The sequence below is a fragment of the Mycolicibacillus koreensis genome, from assembly GCF_002104795.1.
Classification (GTDB): domain Bacteria; phylum Actinomycetota; class Actinomycetes; order Mycobacteriales; family Mycobacteriaceae; genus Mycobacterium; species Mycobacterium koreense.
On record NZ_NCXO01000008.1, the window covers coordinates 90,133 to 114,531 of the forward strand.

Annotated in this window: 39 protein-coding genes and 1 pseudogene; 10 read left to right on the forward strand and 30 right to left on the reverse strand. The window is 68.3% G+C overall.

Annotated elements, in window-relative coordinates; all coding sequences use genetic code 11:
- Nucleotides 1-13: 13 nt before the first annotated feature.
- Nucleotides 14-616 (reverse strand): helix-turn-helix domain-containing protein, encoded by a 603-nt coding sequence (locus B8W67_RS05795; protein WP_085302798.1) that lies wholly within the window; start codon nt 614-616, stop codon nt 14-16.
- Between the two features lie 215 nt (nt 617-831).
- On the opposite strand from B8W67_RS05795, the gene B8W67_RS20745 reads away from it, so the two are divergent.
- The 3 genes from B8W67_RS20745 to B8W67_RS05805 all read left to right on the forward strand — a co-directional run bounded on the left by B8W67_RS20745 (nt 832) and on the right by B8W67_RS05805 (nt 1,676).
- Nucleotides 832-996: a hypothetical protein gene (locus tag B8W67_RS20745; RefSeq protein WP_165757310.1), complete on the forward strand. Its 165-nt coding sequence runs from the start codon at nt 832-834 to the stop codon at nt 994-996.
- Entirely contained in the window at nt 974-1,207 is a 234-nt protein-coding gene (locus B8W67_RS05800) for a hypothetical protein (RefSeq protein ID WP_085302799.1), read from the forward strand. Before B8W67_RS20745 ends, B8W67_RS05800 begins: the two co-directional genes overlap by 23 nt.
- 109 nt (nt 1,208-1,316) lie before the next feature.
- The gene (locus tag B8W67_RS05805; protein WP_085302800.1) at nt 1,317-1,676 is read left to right on the forward strand and encodes a WhiB family transcriptional regulator; all 360 of its coding nucleotides are present in this window, start codon (nt 1,317-1,319) and stop codon (nt 1,674-1,676) included.
- A gap of 177 nt (nt 1,677-1,853) precedes the next feature.
- Here B8W67_RS05805 and B8W67_RS05810 read toward each other — a convergent pair whose 3' ends face one another.
- From B8W67_RS05810 to B8W67_RS05825, 5 genes are read right to left on the reverse strand one after another with little or no spacing between them, the layout of a single operon-like run.
- Nucleotides 1,854-2,081, reverse strand: coding sequence for a hypothetical protein (locus tag B8W67_RS05810; protein WP_085302802.1), 228 nt, complete (start codon nt 2,079-2,081; stop codon nt 1,854-1,856).
- The gene (locus B8W67_RS05815) at nt 2,078-2,290 is read right to left on the reverse strand and encodes a hypothetical protein (RefSeq protein WP_085302804.1); all 213 of its coding nucleotides are present in this window, start codon (nt 2,288-2,290) and stop codon (nt 2,078-2,080) included. The genes B8W67_RS05810 and B8W67_RS05815 overlap by 4 nt, the downstream gene beginning before the upstream one ends.
- Before the next feature lie 13 nt (nt 2,291-2,303).
- On the reverse strand, nt 2,304-2,465 hold the full coding sequence (locus B8W67_RS20750; RefSeq protein ID WP_163797097.1) for a hypothetical protein: 162 nt from the start codon (nt 2,463-2,465) through the stop codon (nt 2,304-2,306).
- A gap of 22 nt (nt 2,466-2,487) precedes the next feature.
- Nucleotides 2,488-2,742 carry a hypothetical protein gene (locus B8W67_RS05820; RefSeq protein ID WP_085302917.1) on the reverse strand — a complete coding sequence of 85 codons (255 nt, stop codon included), beginning with the start codon at nt 2,740-2,742 and terminating at the stop codon, nt 2,488-2,490.
- Between the two features lie 29 nt (nt 2,743-2,771).
- Complete coding sequence (locus B8W67_RS05825) at nt 2,772-3,278, reverse strand: hypothetical protein (protein ID WP_133056062.1); 507 nt, start codon at nt 3,276-3,278, stop codon at nt 2,772-2,774.
- 96 nt (nt 3,279-3,374) lie between these two features.
- On the opposite strand from B8W67_RS05825, the gene B8W67_RS21090 reads away from it, so the two are divergent.
- Nucleotides 3,375-3,824: a hypothetical protein gene (locus B8W67_RS21090; RefSeq protein ID WP_085302807.1), complete on the forward strand. Its 450-nt coding sequence runs from the start codon at nt 3,375-3,377 to the stop codon at nt 3,822-3,824.
- Nucleotides 3,821-4,765: a hypothetical protein gene (locus tag B8W67_RS05835; RefSeq protein ID WP_085302809.1), complete on the forward strand. Its 945-nt coding sequence runs from the start codon at nt 3,821-3,823 to the stop codon at nt 4,763-4,765. Before B8W67_RS21090 ends, B8W67_RS05835 begins: the two co-directional genes overlap by 4 nt.
- Here the strand turns inward: B8W67_RS05835 and B8W67_RS05840 are convergent.
- From B8W67_RS05840 to B8W67_RS05855, 4 genes are all read right to left on the reverse strand, one after another.
- A complete protein-coding gene (locus tag B8W67_RS05840) occupies nt 4,762-5,361 on the reverse strand; it encodes a bifunctional DNA primase/polymerase (protein ID WP_085302811.1) in 600 nt (199 codons plus the stop codon). The genes B8W67_RS05835 and B8W67_RS05840 overlap by 4 nt on opposite strands.
- A 76-nt stretch (nt 5,362-5,437) precedes the next feature.
- Nucleotides 5,438-6,424 (reverse strand): transglycosylase SLT domain-containing protein, encoded by a 987-nt coding sequence (locus tag B8W67_RS05845; RefSeq protein WP_085302813.1) that lies wholly within the window; start codon nt 6,422-6,424, stop codon nt 5,438-5,440.
- A 16-nt stretch (nt 6,425-6,440) separates the two neighbouring features.
- Complete coding sequence (locus B8W67_RS05850; RefSeq protein WP_133056063.1) at nt 6,441-8,591, reverse strand: hypothetical protein; 2,151 nt, start codon at nt 8,589-8,591, stop codon at nt 6,441-6,443.
- Between the two features lie 30 nt (nt 8,592-8,621).
- The gene (locus B8W67_RS05855) at nt 8,622-9,008 is read right to left on the reverse strand and encodes a hypothetical protein (RefSeq protein ID WP_085302817.1); all 387 of its coding nucleotides are present in this window, start codon (nt 9,006-9,008) and stop codon (nt 8,622-8,624) included.
- 77 nt (nt 9,009-9,085) lie between these two features.
- On the opposite strand from B8W67_RS05855, the gene B8W67_RS05860 reads away from it, so the two are divergent.
- Nucleotides 9,086-10,798 (forward strand): hypothetical protein, encoded by a 1,713-nt coding sequence (locus tag B8W67_RS05860; protein ID WP_085302819.1) that lies wholly within the window; start codon nt 9,086-9,088, stop codon nt 10,796-10,798.
- Here B8W67_RS05860 and B8W67_RS21505 read toward each other — a convergent pair.
- The 12 genes from B8W67_RS21505 to B8W67_RS05920 form a co-directional block, all read right to left on the reverse strand.
- Nucleotides 10,791-11,984: a PPE domain-containing protein gene (locus B8W67_RS21505; protein WP_085302821.1), complete on the reverse strand. Its 1,194-nt coding sequence runs from the start codon at nt 11,982-11,984 to the stop codon at nt 10,791-10,793. The two genes, B8W67_RS05860 and B8W67_RS21505, sit on opposite strands and share 8 nt — an antisense overlap.
- Before the next feature lie 14 nt (nt 11,985-11,998).
- Nucleotides 11,999-12,766 (reverse strand): hypothetical protein, encoded by a 768-nt coding sequence (locus B8W67_RS05870; RefSeq protein WP_133056064.1) that lies wholly within the window; start codon nt 12,764-12,766, stop codon nt 11,999-12,001.
- A gap of 152 nt (nt 12,767-12,918) precedes the next feature.
- Nucleotides 12,919-13,227, reverse strand: a complete 309-nt coding sequence (locus B8W67_RS05875) for a hypothetical protein (RefSeq protein WP_085302824.1) — start codon at nt 13,225-13,227, stop codon at nt 12,919-12,921.
- A 103-nt stretch (nt 13,228-13,330) separates the two neighbouring features.
- On the reverse strand, nt 13,331-13,513 hold the full coding sequence (locus B8W67_RS05880) for a hypothetical protein (protein WP_085302826.1): 183 nt from the start codon (nt 13,511-13,513) through the stop codon (nt 13,331-13,333).
- A gap of 9 nt (nt 13,514-13,522) precedes the next feature.
- Nucleotides 13,523-15,595: an OmpH family outer membrane protein gene (locus B8W67_RS05885; RefSeq protein ID WP_133056065.1), complete on the reverse strand. Its 2,073-nt coding sequence runs from the start codon at nt 15,593-15,595 to the stop codon at nt 13,523-13,525.
- 78 nt (nt 15,596-15,673) lie between these two features.
- Complete coding sequence (locus B8W67_RS05890; protein WP_085302852.1) at nt 15,674-16,642, reverse strand: C40 family peptidase; 969 nt, start codon at nt 16,640-16,642, stop codon at nt 15,674-15,676.
- Nucleotides 16,642-16,989: a hypothetical protein gene (locus tag B8W67_RS05895; protein ID WP_133056066.1), complete on the reverse strand. Its 348-nt coding sequence runs from the start codon at nt 16,987-16,989 to the stop codon at nt 16,642-16,644. Before B8W67_RS05895 ends, B8W67_RS05890 begins: the two co-directional genes overlap by 1 nt.
- A 7-nt stretch (nt 16,990-16,996) precedes the next feature.
- A complete protein-coding gene (locus B8W67_RS05900) occupies nt 16,997-17,338 on the reverse strand; it encodes a hypothetical protein (protein ID WP_133056067.1) in 342 nt (113 codons plus the stop codon).
- A 97-nt stretch (nt 17,339-17,435) separates the two neighbouring features.
- On the reverse strand, nt 17,436-17,645 hold the full coding sequence (locus tag B8W67_RS05905) for a hypothetical protein (protein ID WP_085302869.1): 210 nt from the start codon (nt 17,643-17,645) through the stop codon (nt 17,436-17,438).
- Nucleotides 17,646-17,662: 17 nt separating this feature from the next.
- On the reverse strand, nt 17,663-18,028 hold the full coding sequence (locus B8W67_RS05910; RefSeq protein ID WP_085302871.1) for a penta-EF hand family protein: 366 nt from the start codon (nt 18,026-18,028) through the stop codon (nt 17,663-17,665).
- Nucleotides 18,021-18,383 (reverse strand): hypothetical protein, encoded by a 363-nt coding sequence (locus B8W67_RS05915; RefSeq protein ID WP_085302873.1) that lies wholly within the window; start codon nt 18,381-18,383, stop codon nt 18,021-18,023. The genes B8W67_RS05910 and B8W67_RS05915 overlap by 8 nt, the downstream gene beginning before the upstream one ends.
- A 28-nt stretch (nt 18,384-18,411) precedes the next feature.
- A complete protein-coding gene (locus tag B8W67_RS05920; RefSeq protein ID WP_085302875.1) occupies nt 18,412-18,597 on the reverse strand; it encodes a hypothetical protein in 186 nt (61 codons plus the stop codon).
- Nucleotides 18,598-18,700: 103 nt separating this feature from the next.
- Here B8W67_RS05920 and B8W67_RS05925 point away from each other — a divergent pair, with 103 nt between their 5' ends.
- On the forward strand, nt 18,701-19,117 hold the full coding sequence (locus B8W67_RS05925; RefSeq protein ID WP_133056068.1) for a hypothetical protein: 417 nt from the start codon (nt 18,701-18,703) through the stop codon (nt 19,115-19,117).
- A gap of 71 nt (nt 19,118-19,188) precedes the next feature.
- A complete protein-coding gene (locus B8W67_RS05930; protein ID WP_085302879.1) occupies nt 19,189-19,401 on the forward strand; it encodes a hypothetical protein in 213 nt (70 codons plus the stop codon).
- Here B8W67_RS05930 and B8W67_RS05935 read toward each other — a convergent pair.
- The 4 genes from B8W67_RS05935 to B8W67_RS20760 form a co-directional block, all read right to left on the reverse strand.
- Nucleotides 19,395-19,742, reverse strand: coding sequence for a VOC family protein (locus B8W67_RS05935; protein ID WP_197747584.1), 348 nt, complete (start codon nt 19,740-19,742; stop codon nt 19,395-19,397). The genes B8W67_RS05930 and B8W67_RS05935 overlap by 7 nt on opposite strands.
- Before the next feature lie 182 nt (nt 19,743-19,924).
- Nucleotides 19,925-21,523 carry an ATP-binding domain-containing protein gene (locus tag B8W67_RS05940; RefSeq protein ID WP_085302883.1) on the reverse strand — a complete coding sequence of 533 codons (1,599 nt, stop codon included), beginning with the start codon at nt 21,521-21,523 and terminating at the stop codon, nt 19,925-19,927.
- Nucleotides 21,524-21,816: 293 nt separating this feature from the next.
- Nucleotides 21,817-22,068: a type II toxin-antitoxin system RelB family anti-toxin gene (locus tag B8W67_RS05945; RefSeq protein ID WP_085302885.1), complete on the reverse strand. Its 252-nt coding sequence runs from the start codon at nt 22,066-22,068 to the stop codon at nt 21,817-21,819.
- A gap of 112 nt (nt 22,069-22,180) precedes the next feature.
- On the reverse strand, nt 22,181-22,342 hold the full coding sequence (locus tag B8W67_RS20760; RefSeq protein WP_163797093.1) for a hypothetical protein: 162 nt from the start codon (nt 22,340-22,342) through the stop codon (nt 22,181-22,183).
- A gap of 472 nt (nt 22,343-22,814) precedes the next feature.
- Between B8W67_RS20760 and B8W67_RS20765 the strand changes: the two genes are divergently transcribed.
- Nucleotides 22,815-22,988, forward strand: a complete 174-nt coding sequence (locus B8W67_RS20765; protein WP_163797091.1) for a hypothetical protein — start codon at nt 22,815-22,817, stop codon at nt 22,986-22,988.
- A 3-nt stretch (nt 22,989-22,991) separates the two neighbouring features.
- On the opposite strand, the gene B8W67_RS20770 is transcribed toward B8W67_RS20765, so the two are convergent.
- From B8W67_RS20770 to B8W67_RS05955, 4 genes are read right to left on the reverse strand one after another with little or no spacing between them, the layout of a single operon-like run.
- The gene (locus tag B8W67_RS20770) at nt 22,992-23,150 is read right to left on the reverse strand and encodes a hypothetical protein (RefSeq protein WP_163797089.1); all 159 of its coding nucleotides are present in this window, start codon (nt 23,148-23,150) and stop codon (nt 22,992-22,994) included.
- 20 nt (nt 23,151-23,170) lie between these two features.
- Nucleotides 23,171-23,419, reverse strand: coding sequence for a hypothetical protein (locus B8W67_RS05950; protein WP_085302887.1), 249 nt, complete (start codon nt 23,417-23,419; stop codon nt 23,171-23,173).
- A gap of 26 nt (nt 23,420-23,445) precedes the next feature.
- Nucleotides 23,446-23,592: a hypothetical protein gene (locus B8W67_RS20775; RefSeq protein ID WP_163797087.1), complete on the reverse strand. Its 147-nt coding sequence runs from the start codon at nt 23,590-23,592 to the stop codon at nt 23,446-23,448.
- Nucleotides 23,589-23,882 (reverse strand): helix-turn-helix domain-containing protein, encoded by a 294-nt coding sequence (locus B8W67_RS05955; protein ID WP_085302889.1) that lies wholly within the window; start codon nt 23,880-23,882, stop codon nt 23,589-23,591. The genes B8W67_RS20775 and B8W67_RS05955 overlap by 4 nt, the downstream gene beginning before the upstream one ends.
- Before the next feature lie 190 nt (nt 23,883-24,072).
- Here B8W67_RS05955 and B8W67_RS05960 point away from each other — a divergent pair.
- A pseudogene (locus B8W67_RS05960) lies at nt 24,073-24,399 on the forward strand (peptidoglycan endopeptidase); the annotation flags it as partial.

Here is a 24,399-nt window from a genome sequence, read left to right on the forward strand (position 1 = left end):
GCCGCCGCTGGCGTCAGAACAGCGCGCCCACTGGCAGCCCCAGGAACACCGCCGTGCGCATGGCTGTGTCCACGCTGACCGTGCGCTTGCCGTTCTCGATGTCGGAGACGCCGGAGACCGACATCCCGAGGAACTCCGCCAGGCGCTCCTGCGACTCGCCCGCAGCGGTTCGCAGCGCCTTGATCTGCTTGCCGACGCGCGCACTGTAATTCGGCGAGGTGCCCCAACCGAGGCGGTCAACGGCTTCGGTGGCGCGACGCTGGTCGCCTTCGGACAGGGGTTCGAGGAGGAGCCCACTGCCGATCTTTTTGACCGTACCGGCCGTGACCGTCTCTCCCTGCAATGCCGTATCGAGGTAGGGGACGATTGCGGGGTTGCCGACAAGTGTTCTCTCGATCGACCCGGTGGCCAGGTCATACATGTCGCAGGCGTAGACGTACCACGCGCCGCCGTCGATTGGGCTCCGGAAGTTTCTGACTGCCCCTTTATGCAGTGGACGCAGGATGATGGCGTGATCAACCCGGCTGGACAACCTGACGTGCGTGACTTCCTTGTCAGTGGTGCCGGGGCGAAGATCGGTCGGGGCGACGATGTTGGAGCCGGGGTAGGTGGGCATGGTCAACCTTCTGGCACATAGATAGTTTTTCTGTTAAACAGAACATAGCACACGTCACGGCGGCGTCAACCTCTACTGCGTTGATCCCGCCGCGCAGCTGAATCGAGACGGCGGGGGCCTGTGTCAGTCCGTTCCTCGCGCGCCTGCCACGGCCGCTCGCGGCACCAGCATCCACAGTGGATGCGACGGCCACCGCGACCGAAGGAATGACGCCGATGTCCAAGTGTCAGCGCAAGTACCCGAAGAACGACTTTCTGCCGGTGCACTGCGGGCTGCCTGCGGGTCACAGTGGGGCGCACATGAACATCGACAAGATGTTCCGCTGGGAGGATCGCAGTGACGACGAGGGGCGACGCGATGGCGAAGATGCGCAAGGGTGAGGTCTACGAGTTCACCGAGAACTACGTCGACGGGACCGGCTGGGAGTTCACCGAAGGAACCCGGTTCCGTGTGACCAACGAACAGCACCCCTACCTCGACTGGTTCGTCGCCCTGATCGACATCCTCGACGGCCCTAGCGCCGGTCGCACCGCGAGGTTGGGCCTGGGGATGCTCGACGTGGGCAAGGTGCGTCCGGTCGCGAGCCGATAGGTGTAGCGGCCGTGGCTGTCACGTCCTCGGCGCGGGCACATGGGGGCGGCCGGGGATCGGGAGAAAACGCCACCGTCGGGTGTCAGCGGACTCTGATAGTGTCTCTGATATGGAGACGTTGACAGCACCTGTAATCGACCACGACATGGACGCCGACGAAGACGACTCCGAGTCACGGCACTGGCAGTGGCAGTGGGAGCGGCTGGCCAAGCTCAGCACCGAGTGGATGGAACGCGCCGCGTGTGCCGGTCTCGCGGACCAGACCAACGACGCCTGGTTCCCGCCAGTCGGAAACGCCAAGGCGAAGACCAAGATGGCGCGCCGCATCTGCGCGAGCTGCCCGGTGCGCGCCGAGTGCCTGAACTACGCCATCGAGGGCCGCATCGAGCACGGCGTGTGGGGTGGGCTGACGAAAGGCGAGCGGCGCAAGGTGATGCGCGATCGGCGCGGAGAGCAGCGATCCGCCTAGCCACCGAAGGGTTCAGCCGCCCCGGACGTCAGCAGCTTCCGTCGCAGCAGCACGCGAAGCATTCCTCGCACGCATGAAGCGGACCGCCATTCGCGGCGCAGTGCCCGGCCCACAGGCCGTCGTCATCGACGTTCGCGCCACAGCTGGGGCAGTGTGGGGGATCGCCTTCGGCGGCCATCACCTGTCGCCGCCGCGGTAGACGACGCGGCCCTCGGTGTTGAACTCCAGCCGCGATGTCTCGAACAGCCGCATCACAGTGCCGTAGTCCCGGCCGTCGGCGCGGGCAGACGCCCAGACGCGCACATGCTCCTCGACATGGCCGCTGTATTCGCTGCCCATGTGGCGGAAGCTGGCGTTGAACCAGTCGACGAAACTCTGCGCAACGGCCCGCTCACAGGGCGTCATAGCGCGCCGACGTATTCCAGGCCGTCCTTGCGGTCGATCGCCATGAGCAGCAGCGTGGTGCGGTTGATCAGGCTGTGCGTGCCAAAGTAGGTCCGCAGCTCCTCGCGCATCGCCGCGGTCAGCTCCGGCGACAGCGACTCGCTGAGCTGGTCGAAGGAGCGCCACGCTTGCTGCTCGTCGATCAGACCTTCGTCGGTGGAATGCGTCATGGTCGGTCTCCAATCAGCGCAGATCGTCAGCGGTCTCTCCGCTGTCGAAGTCGATGTCCCAGTGGGTGTCCCGGTCGACGTGCCCGGACAAGCACCCGTCGTCGACCTGGGCGCGGACCAGGTCGAGGTACTCCGTGATCCGGTCGGCGGGCACATTGATGGTGATCGTCGCCATGGTGTCTCCTTGGGTGGCCCGCCTACGCGGACCTCAACTGCTCACGCCAACTGCCGAACGCGATGGCGATGTGTCCGTTGACGATGTCGGCCAGCTCGTCGGCCGGTAGCGCCAGCAACGGGTCGCTGATGCCCATGTAGACGATCTGACCGCCGTGAACTGCCACCGCGACATGATGGTCAGTGACGTCATCTACCGAAACCCCGACAGCCTCCGCGATGCGGAATGAGGCTTCGGTCCAGGCTTCCTCGGCAGCTTTCGCTGCCTCCAGCAGCACGGAGGGAAGGTAGGAGGTGCCCGGCACGGTCAGTTCCCCGGCCCCGGCAGCGGCGGCAGCACGCTGGTGGTGGTCGGGTCCGACAGCGGGCCGTGCGCCGGGCCGGAGCCCCCCGAGTCGGCGGGCAGCTTCTGCAGCGGCGGCTCGTAGGTGTGCTCCGGGCCTTGCTGGGGCGTCTCCGGCTTGTCCGACGGCTTGTCGCGGTCGGAGTCGGAGGCCGGAACCGGCGCACACGTGTACGGGTCGAACCGGCTGGTGGAGATTCCGGTGCCTTCCGCGTCAGCGGCACCTTCTTCGGCGTCGGCCGGGTTCGCGGGCTTATCGCCGGAGTCGTTGGCCTCGGTGGCGGTCGGACCCCCGGCAACCGGCTCGCACTGGTCCGGTGCAACGGTGGCGGTGACCGTGACGGTTCCCTGGGCGTCCACCGAGCGGTTGTCGTCCCCGCCGGTGTCGCTCGGGTCGGCGAAGCACACCGCGGCGGTGGCCACGGCGATCGAGGCGACGGCCGGAATCAGCATGGCGTTCTTGATGTTCATGGCCGCCACCGTATGCCGATGATCACCGCGGTCGGGTGCGAGGCGCGGCCCGCGCCACAGGCGGTATCGCAGCATGTAGCACGTAGCGTGACCTGCATGAACACCCCGACGATGTTGGCGCGCACGGCCGGGTACTGGCTGGCCGGGCAGCTTCTGGTCGCAGTCGTGGTGGCCGCGGCCGTGCCCGGTGGGGCGTCGCTGCTGGTGGTGGCCGGATTCGTCACCGCCTACTACGACGACAACATCTTCGCCGCCCGTGTCGTCTCTGTGCCGTGGACGAACCCGACCGTGTGGTTCTCGGTGCAGACACTGCTGCAGATGCTGGCCATCGCCGCGGTGGCCTCGTCGGTGATCACGCTGTGGCGCACCAACTCGTGGCAGCAGGGAGTCCTTCCCGACTCCGCGCCGCCCAAGCGTGACAAGCCCACACCCGAACAGCCTCCCGCCGCTCCTCCTGCCCCGCCTGCGCCGGGGCCGCCGCCCAGCGGGCCGCCCGGTGGCGCGCCGCCGCCACCCGCACCGCGACCGGCAGGACCGGCGCAATGATCGGCCCCGTCATCTCCGCGGTGCGCCGGTTCCGGCAGATGGGCGACAAGCAGCCGCCACTGTTGCTGATGCGGCTGATGCGCGCGCGCACCATCGCCGCGGTGCTCGCGGCGGTCAGCGCCGCGTTCGCCCTGCTGGTTGTACTGGTCATGGTGCTCGTCGCGATCACCGCGCCGGTGGCGATCCCTGCGGCCATCGTCGGGACTGTGATCTCCGACGTGGCCGACCTGTTCGGCGGCGGCAAGAAGCCCGACGCCATCACCGGGGCGGACCTGGCCGATGCAGGCCGCGACGCCGACATCACCTGCAAGCCGGTACCTGTCTCCGCACTGCCGAAGCCCGCCGCGTCGCAGCCGCCCGCACCGGTCGAGGGGGAGCCGGGAGGCGATCAGGGGCAGGACGACGAGGACGTGACACCGCCCGCAACGGTCGTGTCTCCCATCGAGATTCACGCCGACGGGTCACTGGAGCACAGCGACGCCGAGATGCTGGTCAACGCTGTTCCTCCGCACACCAGCGTCATCACTGCCCACGTGTGGTTCCTCTACCGGATGGCGGGCCTGGGCGACTGGGACGGCTTCGTCGCCGCCTACCGCGCGGCGGGTCTCGACGAGAAGGACCGTGCCGACGACGCGCCGCTGGCACAGGTGCAGAAACTCAACACCATCGGCGTGGACATCGACCCGTACCGGCTCACCGCGGCGGCGCTGGCCACCGCGGGGATGCAGACGCAGCGCTACGAGGTGCCCTACGAGGACTACCGCGAGATTCTGTCTACCGAACTGATGTCCTCCTGCCTGCAGGACGCGGGCCTGGAGGCGAAACGGATGACGCTGCCGCCACCGGCCACCCCCTCGCCCGTGCCCGCAGACCCTGCGCCCGGCGATGGCAGTACCGGCGAGGACATGCCGGATGAACAGACGCCGTCCCCGGAAGGCTAGCTGGCGATGGTGTGCGGGTCGTCGAAGCACCCTTCGAGATCGAACAGCCACTCCGGGGCTACCTGCAGCTCGGTGGGGCTCGTCACGTCGAGTGCACCGCCGGTGGCGGGCAGATAGCGCAAGCCGCCCGCCTCAGCCAATGCTGACGGCGGGGCGACCGCCTGCCTGGCCCCGGCGAGCACGTCGACCAGGCCGCGCCCCGCAACACGCAGCTGCAGGTCCGATTTCAACTCCTGCGAGTCCAAGAGGTCGGAGAGCAGGTCGGGAAGGCGCAGCCAGAAGTGCGCCCCGCCGCGCTTGTGTCCACTGGTCATCTGCGCCTTCGCGGGCACCACGGTGGGAGTGAATCCAGCATTTATCAGCGCTGTGGTGGCCACGTGGTTCTCCGAGTCGATCACCACCATCCGCGATGGCAGCAGGTTGACGCCGATGTTTCCGCCGCTGTTCAGATGCGCAATCGCCGCGTCGGGGGTCAGTGCGGGGGCCAGCGTCCACTTCTTCGCGATTGGGAACTTCTCACCCGATCGAAGCTCCAGCAGGTGCGCTCCCAATTCGGCCATGCGGCCGACGAGAGCTTCGTGGGATACAGCGCTCATGGCCGGAACGCTACCCACGCAGATGCATGATGCACCGTCGCGCGCCGCGACACGCCGAGAGAAGTTCGGCCAGCGATCAGTAGCCCTGGTAACTGCCGGTTCCCACGCCCTGGCGCGCGGAGAACGACGCCAGCCCGGCACCGTCGGGGGAGATGTGATAGGTGTGCATCACGTAGTTCATGCTGGCCGCCGCCGAGGCAACCGGATCGTAGATCGACGTGCTGGTCCCGCCCATGTGGTAGGCAGCGAACGTCGACGGGATGCACTGCCAGATTCCTCGCGAGGAGTTCGACGGCGCACCGTCGGACGCGGTCGGACCCGTCGCGTTGGAGTCACTGAGGTTCACCGCGTCGGGGTTGAGCGAGGACTCGTTCTGGGCCATGTGCATGTACAGCTCATGCCACTGCGCCCGCAGCGCGGGATCGTCGGGCACCCCGTTGATCGTCAGCGCCTGGTCGATCACCGCCGCGGTCTCAGCCTCAGACAACGGGCGGCCGAACTTGTCCAAGGCCACCTGGGATACGTCAATCGGCTGCGGGTTCTGCGGGCTTCGGGCCGCGCCGTCGGAGAACGGATCGTCGACACCCGGCGTCACGCCGTCGGCGGCATCGGCGGCGGCCTGCTGGTTCGACAGTTCGACGAGCTGCTGCAGCAGCGCTGGGTCGATATTGGTCAGCCCGCTGGGCGCGGGCACGCTAGGCGGGTTGAACGAAGGTGCCGGGGCTGGTGACGGCGACGGTGCGGGAGCAGGTTGCTGCGGCATCGGCGGCATCTGGGGCATCGCTCCACGGTTGGAGGCCGGACCCTTGCTGTCGACTCCGGCCACCGACTTCTTGCCCTGCTGGTCGATGTCGTTGAGCCCGCGGCTGAACTTGCCGGTCTTCTCCGTGCGCTCCTTGACCTCCTTGCGATGCTTCTCCGACTCCTCGTTCGTCTGCCCGGTGGCATCGGCCACCCGCGGGTCGACGTTGGCCGGACCCTGCGGACGTGTCCCCGGCGGCAACGCGTTGTTGGCCTTATCGACTCCGTCGTCCAGAGGCTCGAAATTGGCGTCGATCGTCATCGGTTACTTCTCCTAGCTACTTCACCGCGCCGGGGTCCATCGCCGACGTACCGGTCGACGGCACCGCGTCAACCCCGCCGGTGTCGGTGGACTCGGCGTTGGCCGGGCCTCCGCCATCACCTTCGCTGGGCACACCCGGCGTGCCTTGCGACGGCACCGATCCCGGACCAGCGGGCGACGGCGGCGCGGCACCGGGAACCGCGCCCGGTGCGGGCGGCGGCGCAGCGGAGGCGTCGCTCGGCTCCGCAGCGGGTGGGGTGCCACCCGGCACCGCGAACGCCGCGGGGTCGTCGGTGGGTCCGGACACCGGCGACGCGGCGGCGTCACCGGCATCGGGCAGCCGGAAATAGCCGCCGCGATCGCCGAGGTCTGCGGGCAGCGCGTCCGCGCCAACGATCTTGAATTCGCTGAGGTCGTAGAACTGGCCGTCACCGAGCACCATGAACTGCCGGTCACCAGCCACGAGAACGTCACCGGGACGCGCGTCCGTCGGCGGCACCTGCTGGCCGGGATCGTGACCCGGAACCGGCGGCGTGAGCCCAGCCTTCGCCGCCGCGTCCGACAGTGACATCGGGTGCGCGGGGTCTGCACCGCTGAGGAGTTGCGCCATCTTCGCGGTCTTGGCGTCGGGGAACGCGACCTTCTTGCCCTTCACGTCGACCTCCTTCGGGCCGTCCGGTTTCGCCTCCGGCTTCTCGCCCGGCTTCGGGGCAGCCGCCTTCTGCGGACCGGCCTTGGTCTCCGGCTTCTTCTCCTCGCCCGGCTTCGCGGCCGCGGCTTTGCGGTTGGCGGCGTCCGTCGCGGTGCTGAGTTTCGGCTTGTCCTTGGGCTTCTCGTCCTTCTTCTCGTCGTCGAGCAGCGGCTTCGGCTCGTGCTTGGGCCGCGACTGCTCGCCCAGCAGCGGCTTCGGGCCGCCGCCACCGCTGTGCGGGGTGCCCAGCGAGTTGCCGGGGTTGCCGCCCATGCGGGGCATACCGCCCAGGTTGGGCATAGCGGGGGCCTTCGGCATCGACGGCACGGTCGGCTTCGTGTCGGTGGGCTTCGTGTCGGGCTTGTGCGCGGCCGGGACAGTAGGCTTCGGCTCCACCTTCGGCTTCTCCGTGCCCTTGTCCTTCGTCGTGTCACGGTGGCGTCCGGGGGTGCCGTAGTTTGGAACCAGCGGCGCAGCGGGGGAGTCGGAGAACACGTTGGCGAGCTTCTCGTTGGCCTGACCGATCACGGAACCGGCCTTCTCCAGCTGCGTTCTCATCTGTGTGGCAGGTCCGGGATCGGTCAGACTACCGTCGGTGCTCAGTTGCGAGCGAGCCGCGCGGTTGGCCGCGGTGACCGCCTGGTAAGCGGACTGCGCTCCGTCGGAAGCCGCGGTGAGTTGGTCAGCGATGTCCTTCGCCCGGTCCGGCAGCTTCGCCATGGCGGCGAAATGTGGCTGGAGCTTCTGGCGGTACTGCATCAGGTAGGGCTCACCGCTGTTTTTCATCAACTGGTCGATCTGGGCGAAAACGTCGGCGATGCCCTGCAGATGGTTTTTCACCGCAGCCTGGACGGTATCGGTGTCCAGCCGCAACGGGTCCGGCGGCGACGAATTCCACACGCTCCCCTGCGGCCCATCCTGGAACGCGAACACACCCCGCTGAGCGGCGGTCAACGCCGCATCGACATCGGCCACGCCCGCTTCATCCGCGGCGGCCGCGGGAAGCATGTGCGTAGAGGTGCCGTCTGGCGCATCCCACATGCCGTAACCGCTTCCGCCTCCGAAGATGTCCCAGGCGGTACTGAGTCCGAGGCCGACCCAGCCGATCGGGCCGGGAACAACGCCGACGACGTTGAGCAGGCCACCAACGACATCGCCGTCTTTGAAGTGACTGACCGCGGAGTATGCGGCGTATGCAGACCCAAGCACCGGAACTGCCTTGGCCGCGGCCTTCACGCCCGCTTTTCCGAGCGCGGTAGGTGCGGCGTGCGCCGCCGCGTCGCCAATCTTTCCTGCAGCCCGCTGCCCGGCGTTCCACTGGTCCTTTCCGATGGCCTTGAGGCCCTTCGTGACGTTTCCTTGACGTAGCTCATCGACTGATGGCTTGGAGACGCCCGCGTATTTCTCCACCATCTCCCAGCCGCGCGGCTGGGCCGTCTGGTTCGGCGGGTTAGTTCCGCTGTTGGGGCCGGTCATGGGCACTCCTTGCGTCTAGTGGGTGTGCAGTCAGGACTTCTCGGCGCGTTCGCAGGCGTCGACGACCATTGCTTCGATAAACGTCTCCAGCCCCGGTCCAGGTGCGTACCGGCGCTCGCGTCCCAGCACCACCTCGGTGCGCTCGCCGCGGGCGACCGCCTTGCGTGCCAGGACTGCTGGGCTGGTCGGTGGCGGTTCGGTCTGCGCGCGGATCACCCGGTCGACCTTGGACATGACCTGCGCCAGAAGCTCAGCCACGGCCTGTTTCTGCGCGCCCGGCGATGGCTGCCGCCGCGGCTCCAAGAGGTCCAAGTCGAGAACGACCCCTTTTCCACTTCGATCAATGAGGCCGACCGCGGATACCACGGTGTAGATCAGCAGCCGCGTCTGCTTGGCGGGGGCGTCGATGAAGTCCATACGCGGAGGGTAGAGCCGTTTCGGCGTGTCGCCTCTGCGCGGCGCGGTAGGCCCCCGAGACGTGCTTTTCTTGTCTCATGCAGACGTTGACGCCGGTGGACACCGCGAAGTCCACGCCTTCGGAATTGTTCCTCGTGACGAGCCATGTCACCGCGGAGGGCGCGCTGGCCATGGTGATGGGCGGTGCCGACCCGCACACGGTCGACTTCTCGCCGCTGCGGGGCGTGCGGTTGACCTACGCGCTGCTCAACCGTGCAGCTGCGATGTTGCTCGGCCAGCGGCGGCTGAACCAGATGCTGTCACGTCCTCGTACGGCACGTGAGCGCCTCACCGGGCGGCGCGAAGGAGGCGACGACGTCCTCGACCAGGCGTACCGCCTGGCCACGGCCCTCGCCGAAGACCGCCTGACGCCGTCACTGACGCGGTGGATGCGCCAGGACACCCGGCTGGAGCCGCTACTGATGCTGTCGCGGCTGCAGCTTCGGGTGCTGGTGTCGATGTGCGAGCAGATCGAACTCACCGCCGAGGACTTCCCCGTGTCCAAGAAGATGGCCACCATCACCGCGCGGGAGAAACTCGCCGAAGGCGGTCGAATCTCCGACTGGATGCGGCTGATCGACGATGGCGGGCAGGGGGAATGGCTGCACGCCACGTCCACGGTGTCGATCAACGGCACACCGGTCCCCATCGTGGCCGATGCCGGACCCGACATGGTGTCGGCGGCATGGGCGGCACGCATCGCGGCCCCGGTCAGCGTCTACGCCGCGCCGGGGAGCTGGCCGATGCACATCGTCGCCGACGCGCTGGACATGTGCGCAGGCTCGATCGCCTCGTGGGTCGCGGCGATGTCGCGGGAGCTGGCCGGGGACGGCGACATCGACCTGTCGCTGCGCACCACGGTTCCGCTGCGCAACTTCATCGTGGCCCCCGCGGTGCGTCAACTCAGCAGTGAGCGTGCCGGGGACATCGGACGTTACGACCGCACCCGCACCAATGTCCTGATCCCCGGAACCGCAACCCGTTACGGCCACCGCGACTTCGCCGTGGCCGCGGCCCATTGGGAGCCGGGCGAGGGGGAGACCCTGCGCGACGACATCGCCCTCGACGACGCCATCGCGATGTCGGCCATCGGAAGCAACGAGCTGGCCGCGCTGTCACTGGTGACTCCGAAGCCGCTCAACCGGCAGGTTCCGGTGACGATCAACGTGCACACACCCGAATGGGAGGACGTGACAGACACCGTCTCCGGCATCCAGGAGTCGAGATCGCTCACGCTGCGCGAGGCCACCATCGGCCACGTCGACCAGGACGTCGTGGAAGGCGACGAAACACGGATCACGCTGCGGGTTCTGGTCGATCACGGGGTTCCGATCGCAATCGCCTCTGGCTACGCGGTGGCGCTTCCGGCCGGGACCAAGGTCACGGTGACGCACTGCTCGGTGCGCAAACACCACGCGCTGTTCTACGGCCTCGTCGAGACCGTGATGGACGACGTGGTCGCCAACGTCACCGAGGCCGCCGCCGCTGCCGCGGCCGGTCTGTTGATCGAGGCCACCGAGGGCGTGTCCGCCGCGGCTGCAGCGGCAGCCGCCGAAGCGGCCAAAGTCACTGCCGGGATGATCCGGGAGCGCACATGGATCACCGCGTCATCGGATGCGGCCGAGCGGGTACGCGCCGCTGTCACTTCGGCGGCCCGGACAGCCGTCGACGAGGCCATCGCGGCGGTATTCGCCCCGGCCGATCCGCAACCTCCGGTGACCGAACTCGGGCAGCTGAGACTGGTCAGCTGAACAGGTCGCGCTCAGCGCCTTTGGCCTCGCGGCGTGCCGACGGGGGAGCGCTGGTCGTGGCCGTGACGATCGAAGCATCGCGTGCGCGTCGCGACGATCCGGACGGATGCCCACCGTGAGCGGGCATCATGCCGCCGCGGCCCATTCCGCTGCCGGTCGACGTGGCCGTTTTCTCCTGCGCGGTGGAGATGCCGGAAAGCACCGGGTTCTTCGACATGGCCGAGGATGACGAACCGGCGCGGGCGAGCTGACCCAGCCCGGAACCGGCACCCGCGCCCGAACCCACGCCGGAACCGGCTCCAGCCCCCGATCCCAGGCCGGAGTGCGCGCCCAGCGGCAGCCCACCACCGCTGGTGCCCAGCGCCGGGGAGAACGAGTCTCCGGTGGAGCCGCCGTTCATCAGCGAGCCGAGACTGGAAATCTGGCCGAACGCCTGAGCCGGGGCCTGCATCAGCTGCGAAAGCCCCTGCGGCCCCTGCGAAAGCGCCTGACCGGCGCTTTGGGCTGCCTGCATCGGGGCCTGGAACATCTGACTCATCTCACCACCCTGGGTGCCCTGCGAGGCGGCCTGCGACATCGCCTGCGGGGCGGCCTGGCCGATCTGCGACGCGGCATCGCCCAGTGAACTGGCCGCGTCACCGGCGGTTGTGGCGAGGCTGCCCAGCGGAGGCGGAGGAGGGATCGGTGTGGGCAGCGTGGCCGCGGTGATCACCTCCCCGTAGGTGGTGCCCAACGCGGCGTTCTGCGCGGTGTACTCGGCGTATTCAGTGTTCAACTCGGCGATCAGCGGGGTGTTCTGGCCGAAGAAGTTGGTGGCTTCGGCGGCACGCTCGTTGACGCGGTTGGTGATCGACTGCACCGACGGAATCATCGAGCTGCGCGTCATGCCGTAGCTTCCGGCCACGATCTCGGTGACCGCGGCCTGCTTGGCGGCGATCCCGGCCATCGTCGCCAGCCACGCCAGAAACGGCGGCGTGGCTGCTTCATGGGTCAGCGACCTGATGCCGGAGATCGTGGTAGTGGACGCGAACATCTGCGCGCCCACGATGCCCATCGTGACCATCGCGACGTCCGACAGGCCCATCCACGCCGCCGAGGCCGCCATCCACGTCGCCGAGGTGGAACCGGTCTCGATGACTCCTGAGTTCATCTCCGGGCGCGATGCGCCCCACGGGTGCATGGGCATGGGTACCTCTCGTTCTAGTTGCCGCTCTCCGGTGCCGGGGGAGCGGGTGGGGCCACCGATACGGTCAACGCGCCGGAGGCTCCGATCAGTTTCGTGGTGGGCACGGTCGTGTTCGCCGCCGCGTTGAGCGACGAGGTGGCGTCGCCGGGTGCTGGTGACAGCTTGCCCTCTCGGTCGCCGACCGTCATCTCGGCGATTCCGGCCTCGGTGAACACCGCGGCCAGATCACCGCTGTGGAACGTCACGGTCTCCGCACCCGCCTCGGCGTGATCGACGTAGGTCTCGTCGGTCGGATCGAGCTGGGATACCGCCTCCAGCATCGGGAACGGGATCACGCCCAGGCGATCGTCGACGTCGATCCAGCCGGGCTCGGAGGTCGGGATGCCCACGCTGGCCCAGAACTGCGGCGAGCCGCGCAGCAGGGTGTGCCCGCTGACCACGATCAGATCGCCGTGATGCGACTGGGACGTGACATCGCCGTAGGACACCGCCCGCGACACGTCGACGACCTGGCTGACCTGCAGCTGTGCGTTGGCGGTCGTGACCGTCGACTCGACCTTGACCGGATCGGTGGCCAGCGACTGTGCGCTGGCGCGCACGGCGGCGGCTTCCATGGCCGACAGCGGCCGCGTCGGCGGCGCGGGCGGAAGTGGACGCTCGCGGGTGGCCAGCCACACGGTCAGCGGCACCGCCGCCAGCGCCCACACCAGCGCAATGGCCACCGCGGCTTTCCCGGCACGCTGCAGCAGGGTCGGACCCGGCAGCTCCCACATCTGACGCACGACAACTCCTCACGATCGGTAGCGGAAACGGCCACCGTCTCCTGCTGCGTCGCAGGTTACGGCGCAGACCGCGGCCGCCGGACGCGCGGCGCGGACAACGAAAACGCCGCCCGCGCAGTGGCGAGCGGCGTTTTCGTCGAGATGCGGTGCGATCAGATCGCGGCGACAGCCGCCGATCCGATGTCCTGCAGGGCCTCGAAAGTGGCGCTGTTGACCGAGGTCTCCCCGGCGCGCTCACCCAGCTGCTCGATTCCCAGCCCCATCATCGCGACGAACTGCGCCACGGTGACGTTGTGCTGGGCGACCGCGCTGACCGAGTCGGCGTCGTTGCCCGGCGGGGTGACCGCGGCGGCCGCCGCGGTGGCCGCGCTCGACGCGGCAGCGAACCCGGTGGTCTCCGAGACCAGCCCGGCCACCTGGCCGATCACCGTCCCGAATCCGTCAACTCCAACGATGGACATCGGCTTCTCCTATCAGTCTGGGTACCGAATCTTCCGGTTTACCTGCGATTATCGCACGGGATGCGGGACGTGGCACGTCGTCGGACCGCACCCCGCTGTGCGCTCACCCGCCGCGCAGCAGTCTCGGGGACGGCAAACTCAGCGGGGCCTTGGTGGTGCCGTCATGGGCGTGGTTGATCGCAGCCATCACCTTCGCGGCCAGGTCAGCGCCGGTTTTCTCGTCCACAGCACCGCGCAGCTCCACCAGCGGGACACCACCGATCGTGAACACGCGCACCTCAGTCATCGGCACTCCTCACAGGGTCGGGACACGCAACGCGCACCGCAGCACGTAACGCGCATCGTCGTGATTTGCGGCGTCGATGTCGGCACGAGCCGCGGCGATCAGATAATCGGCCCACGCCTGGCGGTAACGCTGAACGTCACTGTCGCCGCCGTCATCCCAGCGGGCGGCCTCCACACGCTCGAACAACTCATCGGCCGCGGCGTCGGCAGGCCCCCACATCGCGTCCAGGTACGCCACCACATCATCGACATCGGCGGCGTCGACGGCGTCGACCTGCCCGCGGTCCTCGGTCCCGGCGGAGATGTTCACCGCGTCGATCTGCTGGCTGTCCAGCGCAAGCACGCCACGCGACTCCGCGGTGGGATCGGTCGTGACGATCGCGTCGAACCCGTCGACGTAGCGCTGCCCGACCGCCTCCAGAAGCGGACGCCACGGCTGGCCACATCCCAGCCAGTGCGCGATGAACGCGTCGGGGACCGACATCACCAGCGGGCGCACGTGGGAGGCCACACGCACCTTCGGCGGCAAGAACCCGAGGCCGTCGCTGGTGACGAACACCGCACCGGTGTCGTTGACGCCCACGGCGATCTCGGTGATCACGCCCGCACGGCGGTGTGCGCGCACCAGTCCCGCCAGCACCGACGCGGCGATGAGCTGCTTGTCGGTGGCGTGGTCGAGTCCTTTGAGGTCGGACCCGAAGTCAGTGAGTTCCGATGACGCCTTGTGCGGGTCGCGCGGGTCATACGCCCGCGGCGGGTGTGCGGAGGAGCTTCCTGCCGCAGTCTTCGACCCCGAGGAGCCGTCGGCGGCCCTGGCCGCGCCCGCCGCGCCGCCCATCATCGGGGCCATCATCGGCATCCCACCGCCCATGCCCGCACCGGCCGCAGCGGGGGACTGCGCCGCCGATGACGACGGGGAGTGCGACAGTGTGGACGCCCCGCTGGTGGCCTCACCCGCCGACAGGTGAGTGCGGGCACCGGGTTCGGACAACGCGGACGGGCCGTCGTCGGTACCGCCGGAGGACAACGTGACCGCGGGCTGCGAGCTGTCCGGGCCGTCGGTGTCGGCCGGGCCGGTCGGCGTGGTCGCGGTGACCTCCTCGGTGGGCTCCTCGGTGTCCGCCGACACCACCGGGTCATGGCGCTGGTTGTCCGGGGCCGAAGACGACAGCGGGGAACGCAGCCCGCGGGTGCTGCCGGGGCCGCTGGCCGCGGTTTCGGCGGTGCGCTCCTGCGCGGGGCTCGGTGCCGACAGGGTGGCTTTCTGGTTGGCGTTGGCGGTGTTGCTCACCAGCTTCGACAGGGCGTCTTTGGACACCGCGACACCGCCGCCCTTGCCCGCGGACTTCATCAGCTCGCCGAGTCCCTGCTGGGCGGCCTGGATCGCCGGTTGCGCGGCCTGGTCCAGCTTCGGCATCGGCAGGTTGGGTGGTTTGGACATGATGCCCGCGATCGGCTGCACCAGGGCACCGAGTGCGTCCGGGGGCATACCGGGAACCTGCGCGGCCCCGTCGCCGGGGTTCATCGTGGCCGGAACCTCTGGGGTGGAGCCCTTCTGGATGTTGGCGGCCAGCGCGTCCTGGGTGTCGCGGTGGTTGGCCATGAGGCTGGCCACCTTGCTTTTGGCCTGATCCATCAGATCCTGGTAGCGCTGCTGGAACTCCTGCTGCGAGCGCGGCGACATCGGCCCGGTTGCACCGTATTCGGCGATCAGCTGCTCCACCGCGGCCTCCAGGTCCATCACGACACCGTTGATCTGAACCTTGGTGTTGAGGATGTCTTGGGCGGCCACCGACGCGCACTGGCCCTGGTTGAGCTGCGCGAGAGCATGGTCGAACGCCTTGCGCTGATCCTCGGTGAAGTCTTCGAGCAGCCGCTCGGGAGTCTGTCCGGTCGCGTTGGCCTCGATGAGCGCGAACATGGTCATGGACACGTTCTCGGTGCCGACCGACGCCGCGGCGGCCTCGAATTGCTGCAGAGTTAGCTGCACGTTTCCGGTCTCGGAGAATTTCGGCCATCCGTCTTCGCCCATGATCTCGTGCGAATGCGGCGTGACCACCGGAGGCATGTCTGGAGCCGTCACGATTCCCCTCCTCGAACTGGGCTCTACTAGGTGGCCATCATCGGCCAGCGGCGGCGGTTGCACCGCCCGCGGCGCGGGTCAGGAGTTGATGTAGCGCACGAAACGCCCCGACGGGCAGTCGGAGAACATCACCGAGGTTCCGGACTGCTGGGCCTCCACCACCTTGCCGTCGCCGACGTACACCTGCACGTGTCCGGGGCCGCCGCCGTTGAACGAGTAGTCGGGGAAGACCAGGTCGCCGATCCGGGCGTCGGAGGGGGAGACCTCCATGCCGCTGGCGTACTGGTCCTGGCTCAGCCGCGGAATCTCGATGCCCGACGCCTGGTAGATCAGGTAGCGCGACAGCCCGGAGCAGTCGAACCCGGTCTTGGCATAGTCACCGGCCGCGTCGGCGGCCCCGCCGTCACGGGTTCCCGAGCACGTCGGCCCGTTCAAGTCTCCCGATCCCCACGAGTACGGAATGTCGGCGGCGACGACTTCCCGCGCGCGGTCGAGCAGCGTCTTCTCGAACTCGGTGCTGCCGACGCTGCCGGGGCCACCCACGCCGGTGTTGCCGCGCCCGCCGATGTTGAGCCCGCCGGTGCTGTTTCCGTCGCCGGTGCCGTCGATCATCGACTTGAAGTTGGCCGGGTCCATCATCGACGGCAGCCCGCCCGGCATCTGGGGCATCTGCGGCATCTGCGGGGTGCCACCGCCTCCGCTTCCGCCGCCGATGTTGGACAGCGACCCCAGCAGGCTCTGCCCGGCCTTGCCGAGCGCACTGACCGCGGGGTTGGCCCCTTTGCTGACGTTGGCCGCGCCCTTGTTGTCGATGTCGGTCTTGCCCCGCGAATCGGCCTTGGTCTTGTCGATTCCCTCACCGGCCTTGCGGCGCAGCTTCTCGGCCTCTTTGTTCGTGTCGTCGGTGGCCGCCGACACCCGCGGGTCGACATTGCCCGGTCCCATGCCGGGACGCGCCCGCGTCGCGTCGTGCTCGGAGCGCGCCGCATCGGACCCGCCCTGGACGACCGCGTTGTCGGTACTGATCGAGTATCCGGGTCCGGTCATCAGGACTCCCGCACCTTGGCCGCACCGTCGTCGTCGATGGCCTCCATGCCGTCGACCAGTGAGGTCAGATCGGTCAGTGCCGATCCGACCGAGGAGTCTGCGGCGTCGATGTGATCGCCGAGACCTTTCAGCGCTTCACCGAGAGCGGCGAGCACCGCGGTGAAGATGGGAGCGCCCGCCTCCCCGTTGCTCGCCGCGGACTCCGCTGCGCTGCGCACGCCCTCCGAATCGGCCTTCTTGACCGGAATCTGCTCGTGCACCTGGCCGAGTTGGCTGAGCGTGGCCCGGAACCCGGATTTCGACTTGATCTCGATGTCGCCGTCGTTGTCGCCAGACATGTCTGTCACGTCCTCCCTAGAGTTTCTTGATCTTGTCCGCGCCCTCGTCGTCGGTCTCGGTGATTCCGACGAACTTGTCATGGGCGGTATCGGCGCACGCGTCAGCACTATCGGCGACTGAATTGACCACTGCGCTTGTGGCGTCGAGCCACTTCTTCAACCCGTCGAGAACGGGGCTGTACACCGGGGCGGGCTGGCCGTCGACGGTGAACGATCCGGCCTCTTTGCGGGCTGTGTCGACGATGGTGCCCAACTCGTCTCGGGCGGCACGCAGCTCCGCGGCCGCATCCTTGATCGCCTTGGTCTTCTGCGGGAACGATTCACGGTCCCTGATCTCGATCACACCATCGACTGCCATGGCACCCCTTCTTCCACGTCAAGACCGCAGTGTATGGATCGAAGTGGCAGCTCAAAGCCCGCGGCGCGGCCTAGATTCGCGTGGCGGGGAGCGGCGCCTACCGCGGCCCCCAGCCGCACTCGACGCAGGAGAGCTGGTCGTTTCCGGTGCTCAGCACCCATACGCGGCTGGCACCGCGGGCATCGTCAGCAGCATCGGCAGCGGCGTCGGCAGCCATCCTGGCCGGGATGTCGCCGAGACATGCGTCGCACAGCGTGGCGTCCGCCATGGCGGTGCCCTGGCCGGTGACGCGCGAATACAGATTCATAGTCGTCCCATCGACTTTCACCGGTCGGCGGCCGCGTAGGCGGCGTCGGCCTCGTTCGCGGCCGCCAGCATCTCTGCCGCCTGGAGGCGCATCAGAGCGGTATCAGCAGGCTTTCCGTCCACGTACAGGCGCGGCCACTCGTTGCCGTAACCGGTGGTGTCCACCCGAATCTCACCGTCGTCGAAATAGATTTGACCGTCGCCCTCGTAGCACGGTTCGGGCAACTTCACCACGGAGTAGCCCGCGGCGGTTAGGGCACCCAGCAGCTCGTGCGCACGCACCGTGTACTCACCGTTGAGCGCGTCGATGGCGGTGACGGGTTGACGGAACTGCGCCAGGGCGTTGGCGAGATCGCTGATCAGCTCGCTGCTGGGCTCACGCATGGGAAACCTCCGTCTTGGTGGCGATCTCGGCGGCGAGCAGCGCCGCGGCCAGACCATGCGCCTGCTCGGGGTCGAGGTCGGCGTCCTCGTCCCAGACTCGCCCCTTCGGGAACGTGGCCAGCACCGTCGACCCTTTGCCCCAGTGGAACGATTTCGTCCCGTAGCCCTCGCCTTCGTCGAAGGGCTCCTCGTCGGCAGGCTCCGGCAGCTTCACCACCGCGTATCCCGCGGCGGTGAGAGCGTCGACGGCCCTACGGGCGTGATCGGTGTTGAAGTCGCCGAAACATCCGGCCAGCGCGGCGTAAACCACCTCGACGACTACCTCGACGGCGTCGTCGATGCTCTTGCCGCTCATCGTTTCTCCCATCTCCGCTATCCGCCGGTCACCCGGCTGCGATGTCGCGGCGCACCGCGCGGCGGCGTGCCGAGGCACGGTCGCGGGCACGGCGGTCGGCGCGGGAGGCGTGCAGGCCCGCAGCCCCGCTGCGGCGCAGTTCCTGGGAACGCGCCACGCGGATCGGCGACGCGCCGCCGGTGACGTAGCGCGGCAGCTTCGTCTGCTTGGCCATGGCCGATCCTCCTTCCCGATCAGTCTACAATATAGAGACGATACACGCCTGTTCGGACAACCGTATTCGGGCCGGGTTCCGGCGGCCGTCGAGGGCGCGCCGCGTGCGGCCGCGAGCGGTGCCGACGACCACGATCACCGCCATGGTGAACATCGACGACTACTGGACCCGCCCCACCAGCGAGCTACTCGGCCGCGGCAGATTCAGCGCCCCCGAACTCGGCGAAGACGATCTTCCCGGCGCATACCTGGAGACCGACGGCCAGTTGGTCCTCGGCGCAGTGGAGTACCTGGGATTCGCCACCAACCGCGGCGACCTCGACGGGCACGTCGACAGCAACGGGTGGCTGACCCCCGGCGAGTCCGACTACCGCGACGACGCCGAGCGGTGCGGGGTCGACCCCTCCGGCGGCCACACCATCGTCGGCATCGGCCCCGACGAGCCGAATGTGGTCATCTTCGGCCGCCGCGACGAGCTGATCCGCGTCGCCCGCGACATCCTGGCGAAGCTGGGTGGCTGATCTGCTCCACCCGCACAGGCCGACGAGGGATACTCGCCAGTGAGCCCAACACCACCGAGGAGAGCCGACCGATGCACTACACCCACGACGACATCATGGACCGCGCCACCGATCTCGGCGACCGGTACCGCGAGACCGTGCTGGTGCTGGAGGACGGCGACACCGCCGAAAGCGCACTGAGCACGAAGTGGTGCTTCGGCGGTCCGGGCACCGTGCGCTACCTGATCCACCCGTCCGGGTGGCAGGTCGCGCCGGACGACACCATCTCCAAGCGCAACTACTGATCCCGCGGCTCGACGAGTTCAACCGCGTTGCCGTCGGGATCGCGCACCGTGAAGCCGCCGCCGTCACCGGCCGCGGTACCCGCGTCACACCCGGCCGCGGCCAGTGACCGCAGCACTCGGTCGATGTCGGCGACCGCCAGCCCCAGCCGCGTGCGCGTAGGCGGGCCACCGCGGCGTGGGTACAGCTCCAGCACCGTGCCGCCGGGCAGCTCAGCGGCGTGGTGGACCGGCCCCCGGCCGTGGCGCTCGCGGACGAAAGCGAGGCCGCACGCGGTGTAGAAGCGGCGCGATGCTTCGATGTCGCTGGCGTAGATGACGACCAGGTTGAGAGGTGCGGTCACCAGGTGAACTCCACGCTGCCGGAGAAGATCGGCTGACCGTGGCGCTCACCGAGAAACACAGGTGTTCCGCGAAACGAGACCCGACGGATACGCACCACCTGCGACATGGCAGAAACCGTAACGGGAAATCAGCGTCGCTCTCACCCGCAGCGCGCTCACCGTGGCTGTCGGCAGGTGGGCCATCAGGCAGCGGCCGGTTCCTCGGTGCGCACCGTCTCCAGCAGGTTCGGCGGGACCAGCACCAGTTCGCGGGCGCGGGTGGCGGCCACGTAGAGCATCCGCAGCTTGGCGGTGTCCTCATCGGAGATCAGCTGCTCGCCCATCGCCACCTGCACCCGGTTCCAGGTTCCGCCCTTGGCCTTGTGGATGGTGCTCACCGTGACATCGGCGTCATCGGGGTCGGACACCACACGGTCAGCCACCGCGCGCAGCTCATCGCGGCCGTAGCGGTGCACGATCTGCACCTGGCTGTGCAGCATCGCGTCGGCGGCCTCGGGCTCTGAGAGCCACTGCTGCCAGGTGTCCAGGTCGGTGAACCGCCGCAGCGACGGCTCCTTGGCCTCGGAGGCGCAACCGCGCTCCACCAACGCCACGTCGTTGGCCAGCGACACCAGCTCGCCGATGTCGAGGGTGGAGTGCACGGTGCGGCCCCCGGCGTCCTGGTCGATGATCGCTGCGATCACCTGCCCGTTGGTCGCGCACACCACCGCGTCGACCGTCGAGGTCTCGGCGCGGCCGAACGCGGTGAGTACGCGGCCGTGCTCGGGGCCGATGCCGCGCAGCCGCATCGGGCTTTCGTGATCGGGATCGAGGCGGTCGAGCACCTGGTTGGCGACCTCGGCGATCGACGGCCCGAAGCGGCGGCACTCGGTGAGCGGCAGGGTGATCACGCCGGGCTCCTTCTGGAAGCCCTGCATGGCGTCCACCGCGCCGGTGAAGCCGTAGAGGGACTGGTACTCGTCACCGACCAGCACCAGTTGCACCCGTCCACGCTGGGACAGCACCACGTCGGCCAGCACGGGGGAGGCGTCCTGGGCCTCGTCGTAGAGGATCACGTCGCCGGGGCTGCCGACCTGCGGGCGGCTCAGTGCCCAAGCCTTGAGGTAGTGGGCGTGCCCGGTTTTCAGCCGCCCGGTCGGGCTGGCCAGCTCATCCCACATCCGTTGCGCGGTCTCGATGAGGTGATCACGAACCAGCGGCCGCAGCTTGGGCTCCAGTTCGCCCAGGTAGGGCACGTGGCGGGCGGTGACTTGCGCGTCGGCGGACTGGCAGAACCGGGTCACGGTGTCGCGGGCCAGCGTCAGGTAGCGACGCTGGGCGGGGAAGGGCAGCGGCCGCGACGGCAGGCACACGTCGTTGTAGGTCTTGGTCTCGGCGTCGTAGTCGACTTTCGCGTGCAGGCACAGTGAGTCCTCGGCGATGCCCAGCAGCGCCATCTCGGCCTTGAGCTGCATGGGTGCGCGCTTCATGTTGGTGACCATGTGCTTTAGCGACGGGTCGGCCAGGCAGCCGCGGTAGGCCAGCGAGTGCGCGGTGGACGCCTTGGCGTTGGTCAGGCCGTACTCGGCGAACATCGCGTCCACCTCGACGGCATTGCGCTTGTTGAACGTCATGTATCGCGCGGATGCACCGGGGCGGTGCTGCAGCTGCGATTGGGCGATGAAGGCAAGGGTCGTCGACTTCCCGGTTCCGGCTCCAGCCTGCACGGCGATGTCGTGGCCGTCGAGGAAGGCGTCGATGATGATGGCCTGTTCGGCGCTGGGCGAGAACGGAATCGGCATCTGTCTGGACCCTCCCTCGGGGCGGTTGCTGTCTCTAAAACAGAGAATAACACGGAGGGTGGACACCTGGCGACTGCGGCGCGAACATGCACGTCGCAGCAGCGGATGCGGGATGCGAGCGAGTGTGTTCGATGCACGCTACTGTCGCGGGGATGACGATGGACAGGCGGGTTTCTGTCACGTCCCGGCTGGATGCCGCGCGCCGCGGGTAGGCGGCCCGCATCAGCGCCGGGAAGGGGAGGGGGCGGGGGGGGAGTGATCAGTGCTGCGGGTGGTGCCGCCAGTACCCGCAGCTAGCCATCGGTCACCGTGACTCGCGCGTTCATCGGCACCGCGACCAGCGACATGCCGACCTCGGACAGCGCCCGCAGCGCGGTGTCCATGGCCACGGCCTCTCCACGCTCCATCCGCGAGATGGTCATGCGCGCCACCCCGCAGCGCTCGGCGAGGTCACCCTGCTGCAGGCCGCGGCGCTTGCGAGCGTCACGAACGGCCGCACCCAACGAAGCGGGGCCGGGAAGCCACGACCAGACTGGTTGATTCATATTTAGATCATAGGTCGCTTTTCGGCGAAATGCCACATATTTAGATCACCGAGCTAGTCGGGCCAGGTGTGTCGCCGTGTCGGCCTCCGGAAAGGCTCACCGTCTCAGCAGGTCAGGAATCGTCGTAGATTTTTGCCTTCCAGCCCGGATCGTTCGACGAGCACCACAGCTCCACCCGCATCCCGTGAGCTTCGGGAGCCAGACGGCTGAGCGTATCGGCGGTCTCCTCGCACAAATCGCGGATGCGGACTCGGGTGTCGTGGTCGAGGGACATGGTGGGCAGGATACGAAGCCGCGCCGGGGCAGCGGCCGCGCGGCGCGGACGCGAGATGCGTCTCGGCGTGTCGCGGCGGCCACGGCCGCGGTGACGGGTTACGCAGCTACGGTGGGGGTCAGCACGATCACAACTGAATGAAAACGAGCGTTGTCACGGGTAACGGTGCAGGTCAAGAAGTCTCCTCCCCGCCCAAGCGGGGGTGTTCCTGTCTACTCCAGCGCGATCCCCGGCCGCATCGCCCTCCTCCCCGCGCAAGCGGGGGTGTTCCAGGGGCGGGCTGTTCCTGATAGTTGCCCCCACATCTCCTCCCCGCGCAAGCGGGGGTGTTCCGGGCCAGGCCGCGAGCTGGTTCCCCGACCGCGCCTCCTCCCCGCTCACGCGGGGGTGTTACCGCCACCGCGCCGCACGGCTGCGCGGTGCGTCTTCGCGGTTACGTTGCAGCGGACAACGACAGTGGAAGGGAACAGCGATGGCGGTGTGGACGGTCGTCGGGGCCTACAGCGGAGGCGAGCTGATGCTGTTCGGCGCGATCGAGGGCAAGCACCAGGTCGGCGGCGACTTGGGCTATCACGGCTACCAGCCATTCGCTGACCACGTCGATGCCGGAAGCGCCCAGGAGGCGCTGGAGAAGGCCGCGCAGTAACGGTCAGTCGTCGTAGCGGTCGTCGTCGTCGTAGTGGCGGTCGAACCGGGACTCGAATGCCGACTGCTCGTCGAGGGCCTGCTCGGTGAGCATCTGCGCGTGGGTCATCAGCGGTTCGCCTTCTTCGTTGAAGTAGCTGCTGCCGCCGCGGTCGCTGGGCATCGCACCGTCTCCTGTTCCGCTCAATCGCCTGCGTGCTGCATCTCGTAGCCGTCGAGGTCGGAGATGTCGTCGTCGTAGTTCGACGGGTTGTCACGCCAGTCGTCGCGCAGCCGCTGGCCGGACGCGTTGTAGCAGGCCCCGCAGTCCGGGCAGTCCACGTCGCCCATTCCGGGGTAGTGCGCAACCTCGGTGCCGCAGCGGTCACAGTCCCAGGCCGTCACGCGGCGGCCGTAGCCGTGCTCGTCGTCGATCTGCCGAACATTCGCCATGGCTGTGTCCCTTTCCTGTGCACTCGCTAGACAACGTACGCCAGCGCACCGCAACTGGGGCACTCTCCGGCCGGAACCACGCCGCCGGGCTCAAGGCGCTCGTCGAGGTCGGGGATCGGCCAGGTCAGAGCGTCTTCGTCGCGGACTTCGCCGCCGGTCGGCGCGATTGTCACGTCCCTTTGAGCATCCGTTTGCGCTTCACTTCGGCCTTGGCCTTCTTCTGCCCGCAGATCGCCAGGAGCATCACCTCGGGCTTGATGTCGTACGCCCTGGCCAGCTCGACCATCTCCGCGACGCGGCACGGCCGGTCGCCGCGCTCGATGCGGCTGAGCACGCGGTAGTCGATGTCGGCGATCTTGGCCACGTCGCGCACCGACAGGCTCACGCCGAGGCGTGCGGAGTTGAGAACCTCACCCACCGTCTCATCGGTGATCTCGTAGGTGCGTTGCGGATACCTGGACATATGTCCTTGCCTCCTGGTGTCGGTCTGTCTCTATAACGTACAAATCTACGGGGCGGTCGTCTCTATCACAGGCCGCGGCGCGACTGTGCGCGGACACAGCTGTATTGTCTCCGCGATCGAGACTATATGTTTCGGCGTGTCGCCGCGCCCAACACCGCGCCGTTAACCATGGCTGGGTTATCTGGCGCGCATGAGCCCAGAAACGGTAGCCATCATCATGGCGCTGCTCTCCCGCGTGGAGGGCACGCCGTACGTCTTGGGCGGCAACAGCGCCGCCGGAACCGACTGCTCGGGGCTTGCGGCGTGGGTGGCCAACATCGCCACCGGCCGCGACGCCTTCTCGGGACGCTTCTCCACCGCCACCGAAGGCGCGCAGCTCGCCTCACGCGGCTTCATCCCCGGCACTGCGCCGAACGCACTGGTGATCGGATGGAACGACCACCACACCGCGATCACGCTGCCCGACGGCACCGCGGTGGCCTCCGGCGAGGTCGGCGGTGTGAACTTCGGCGGCGGC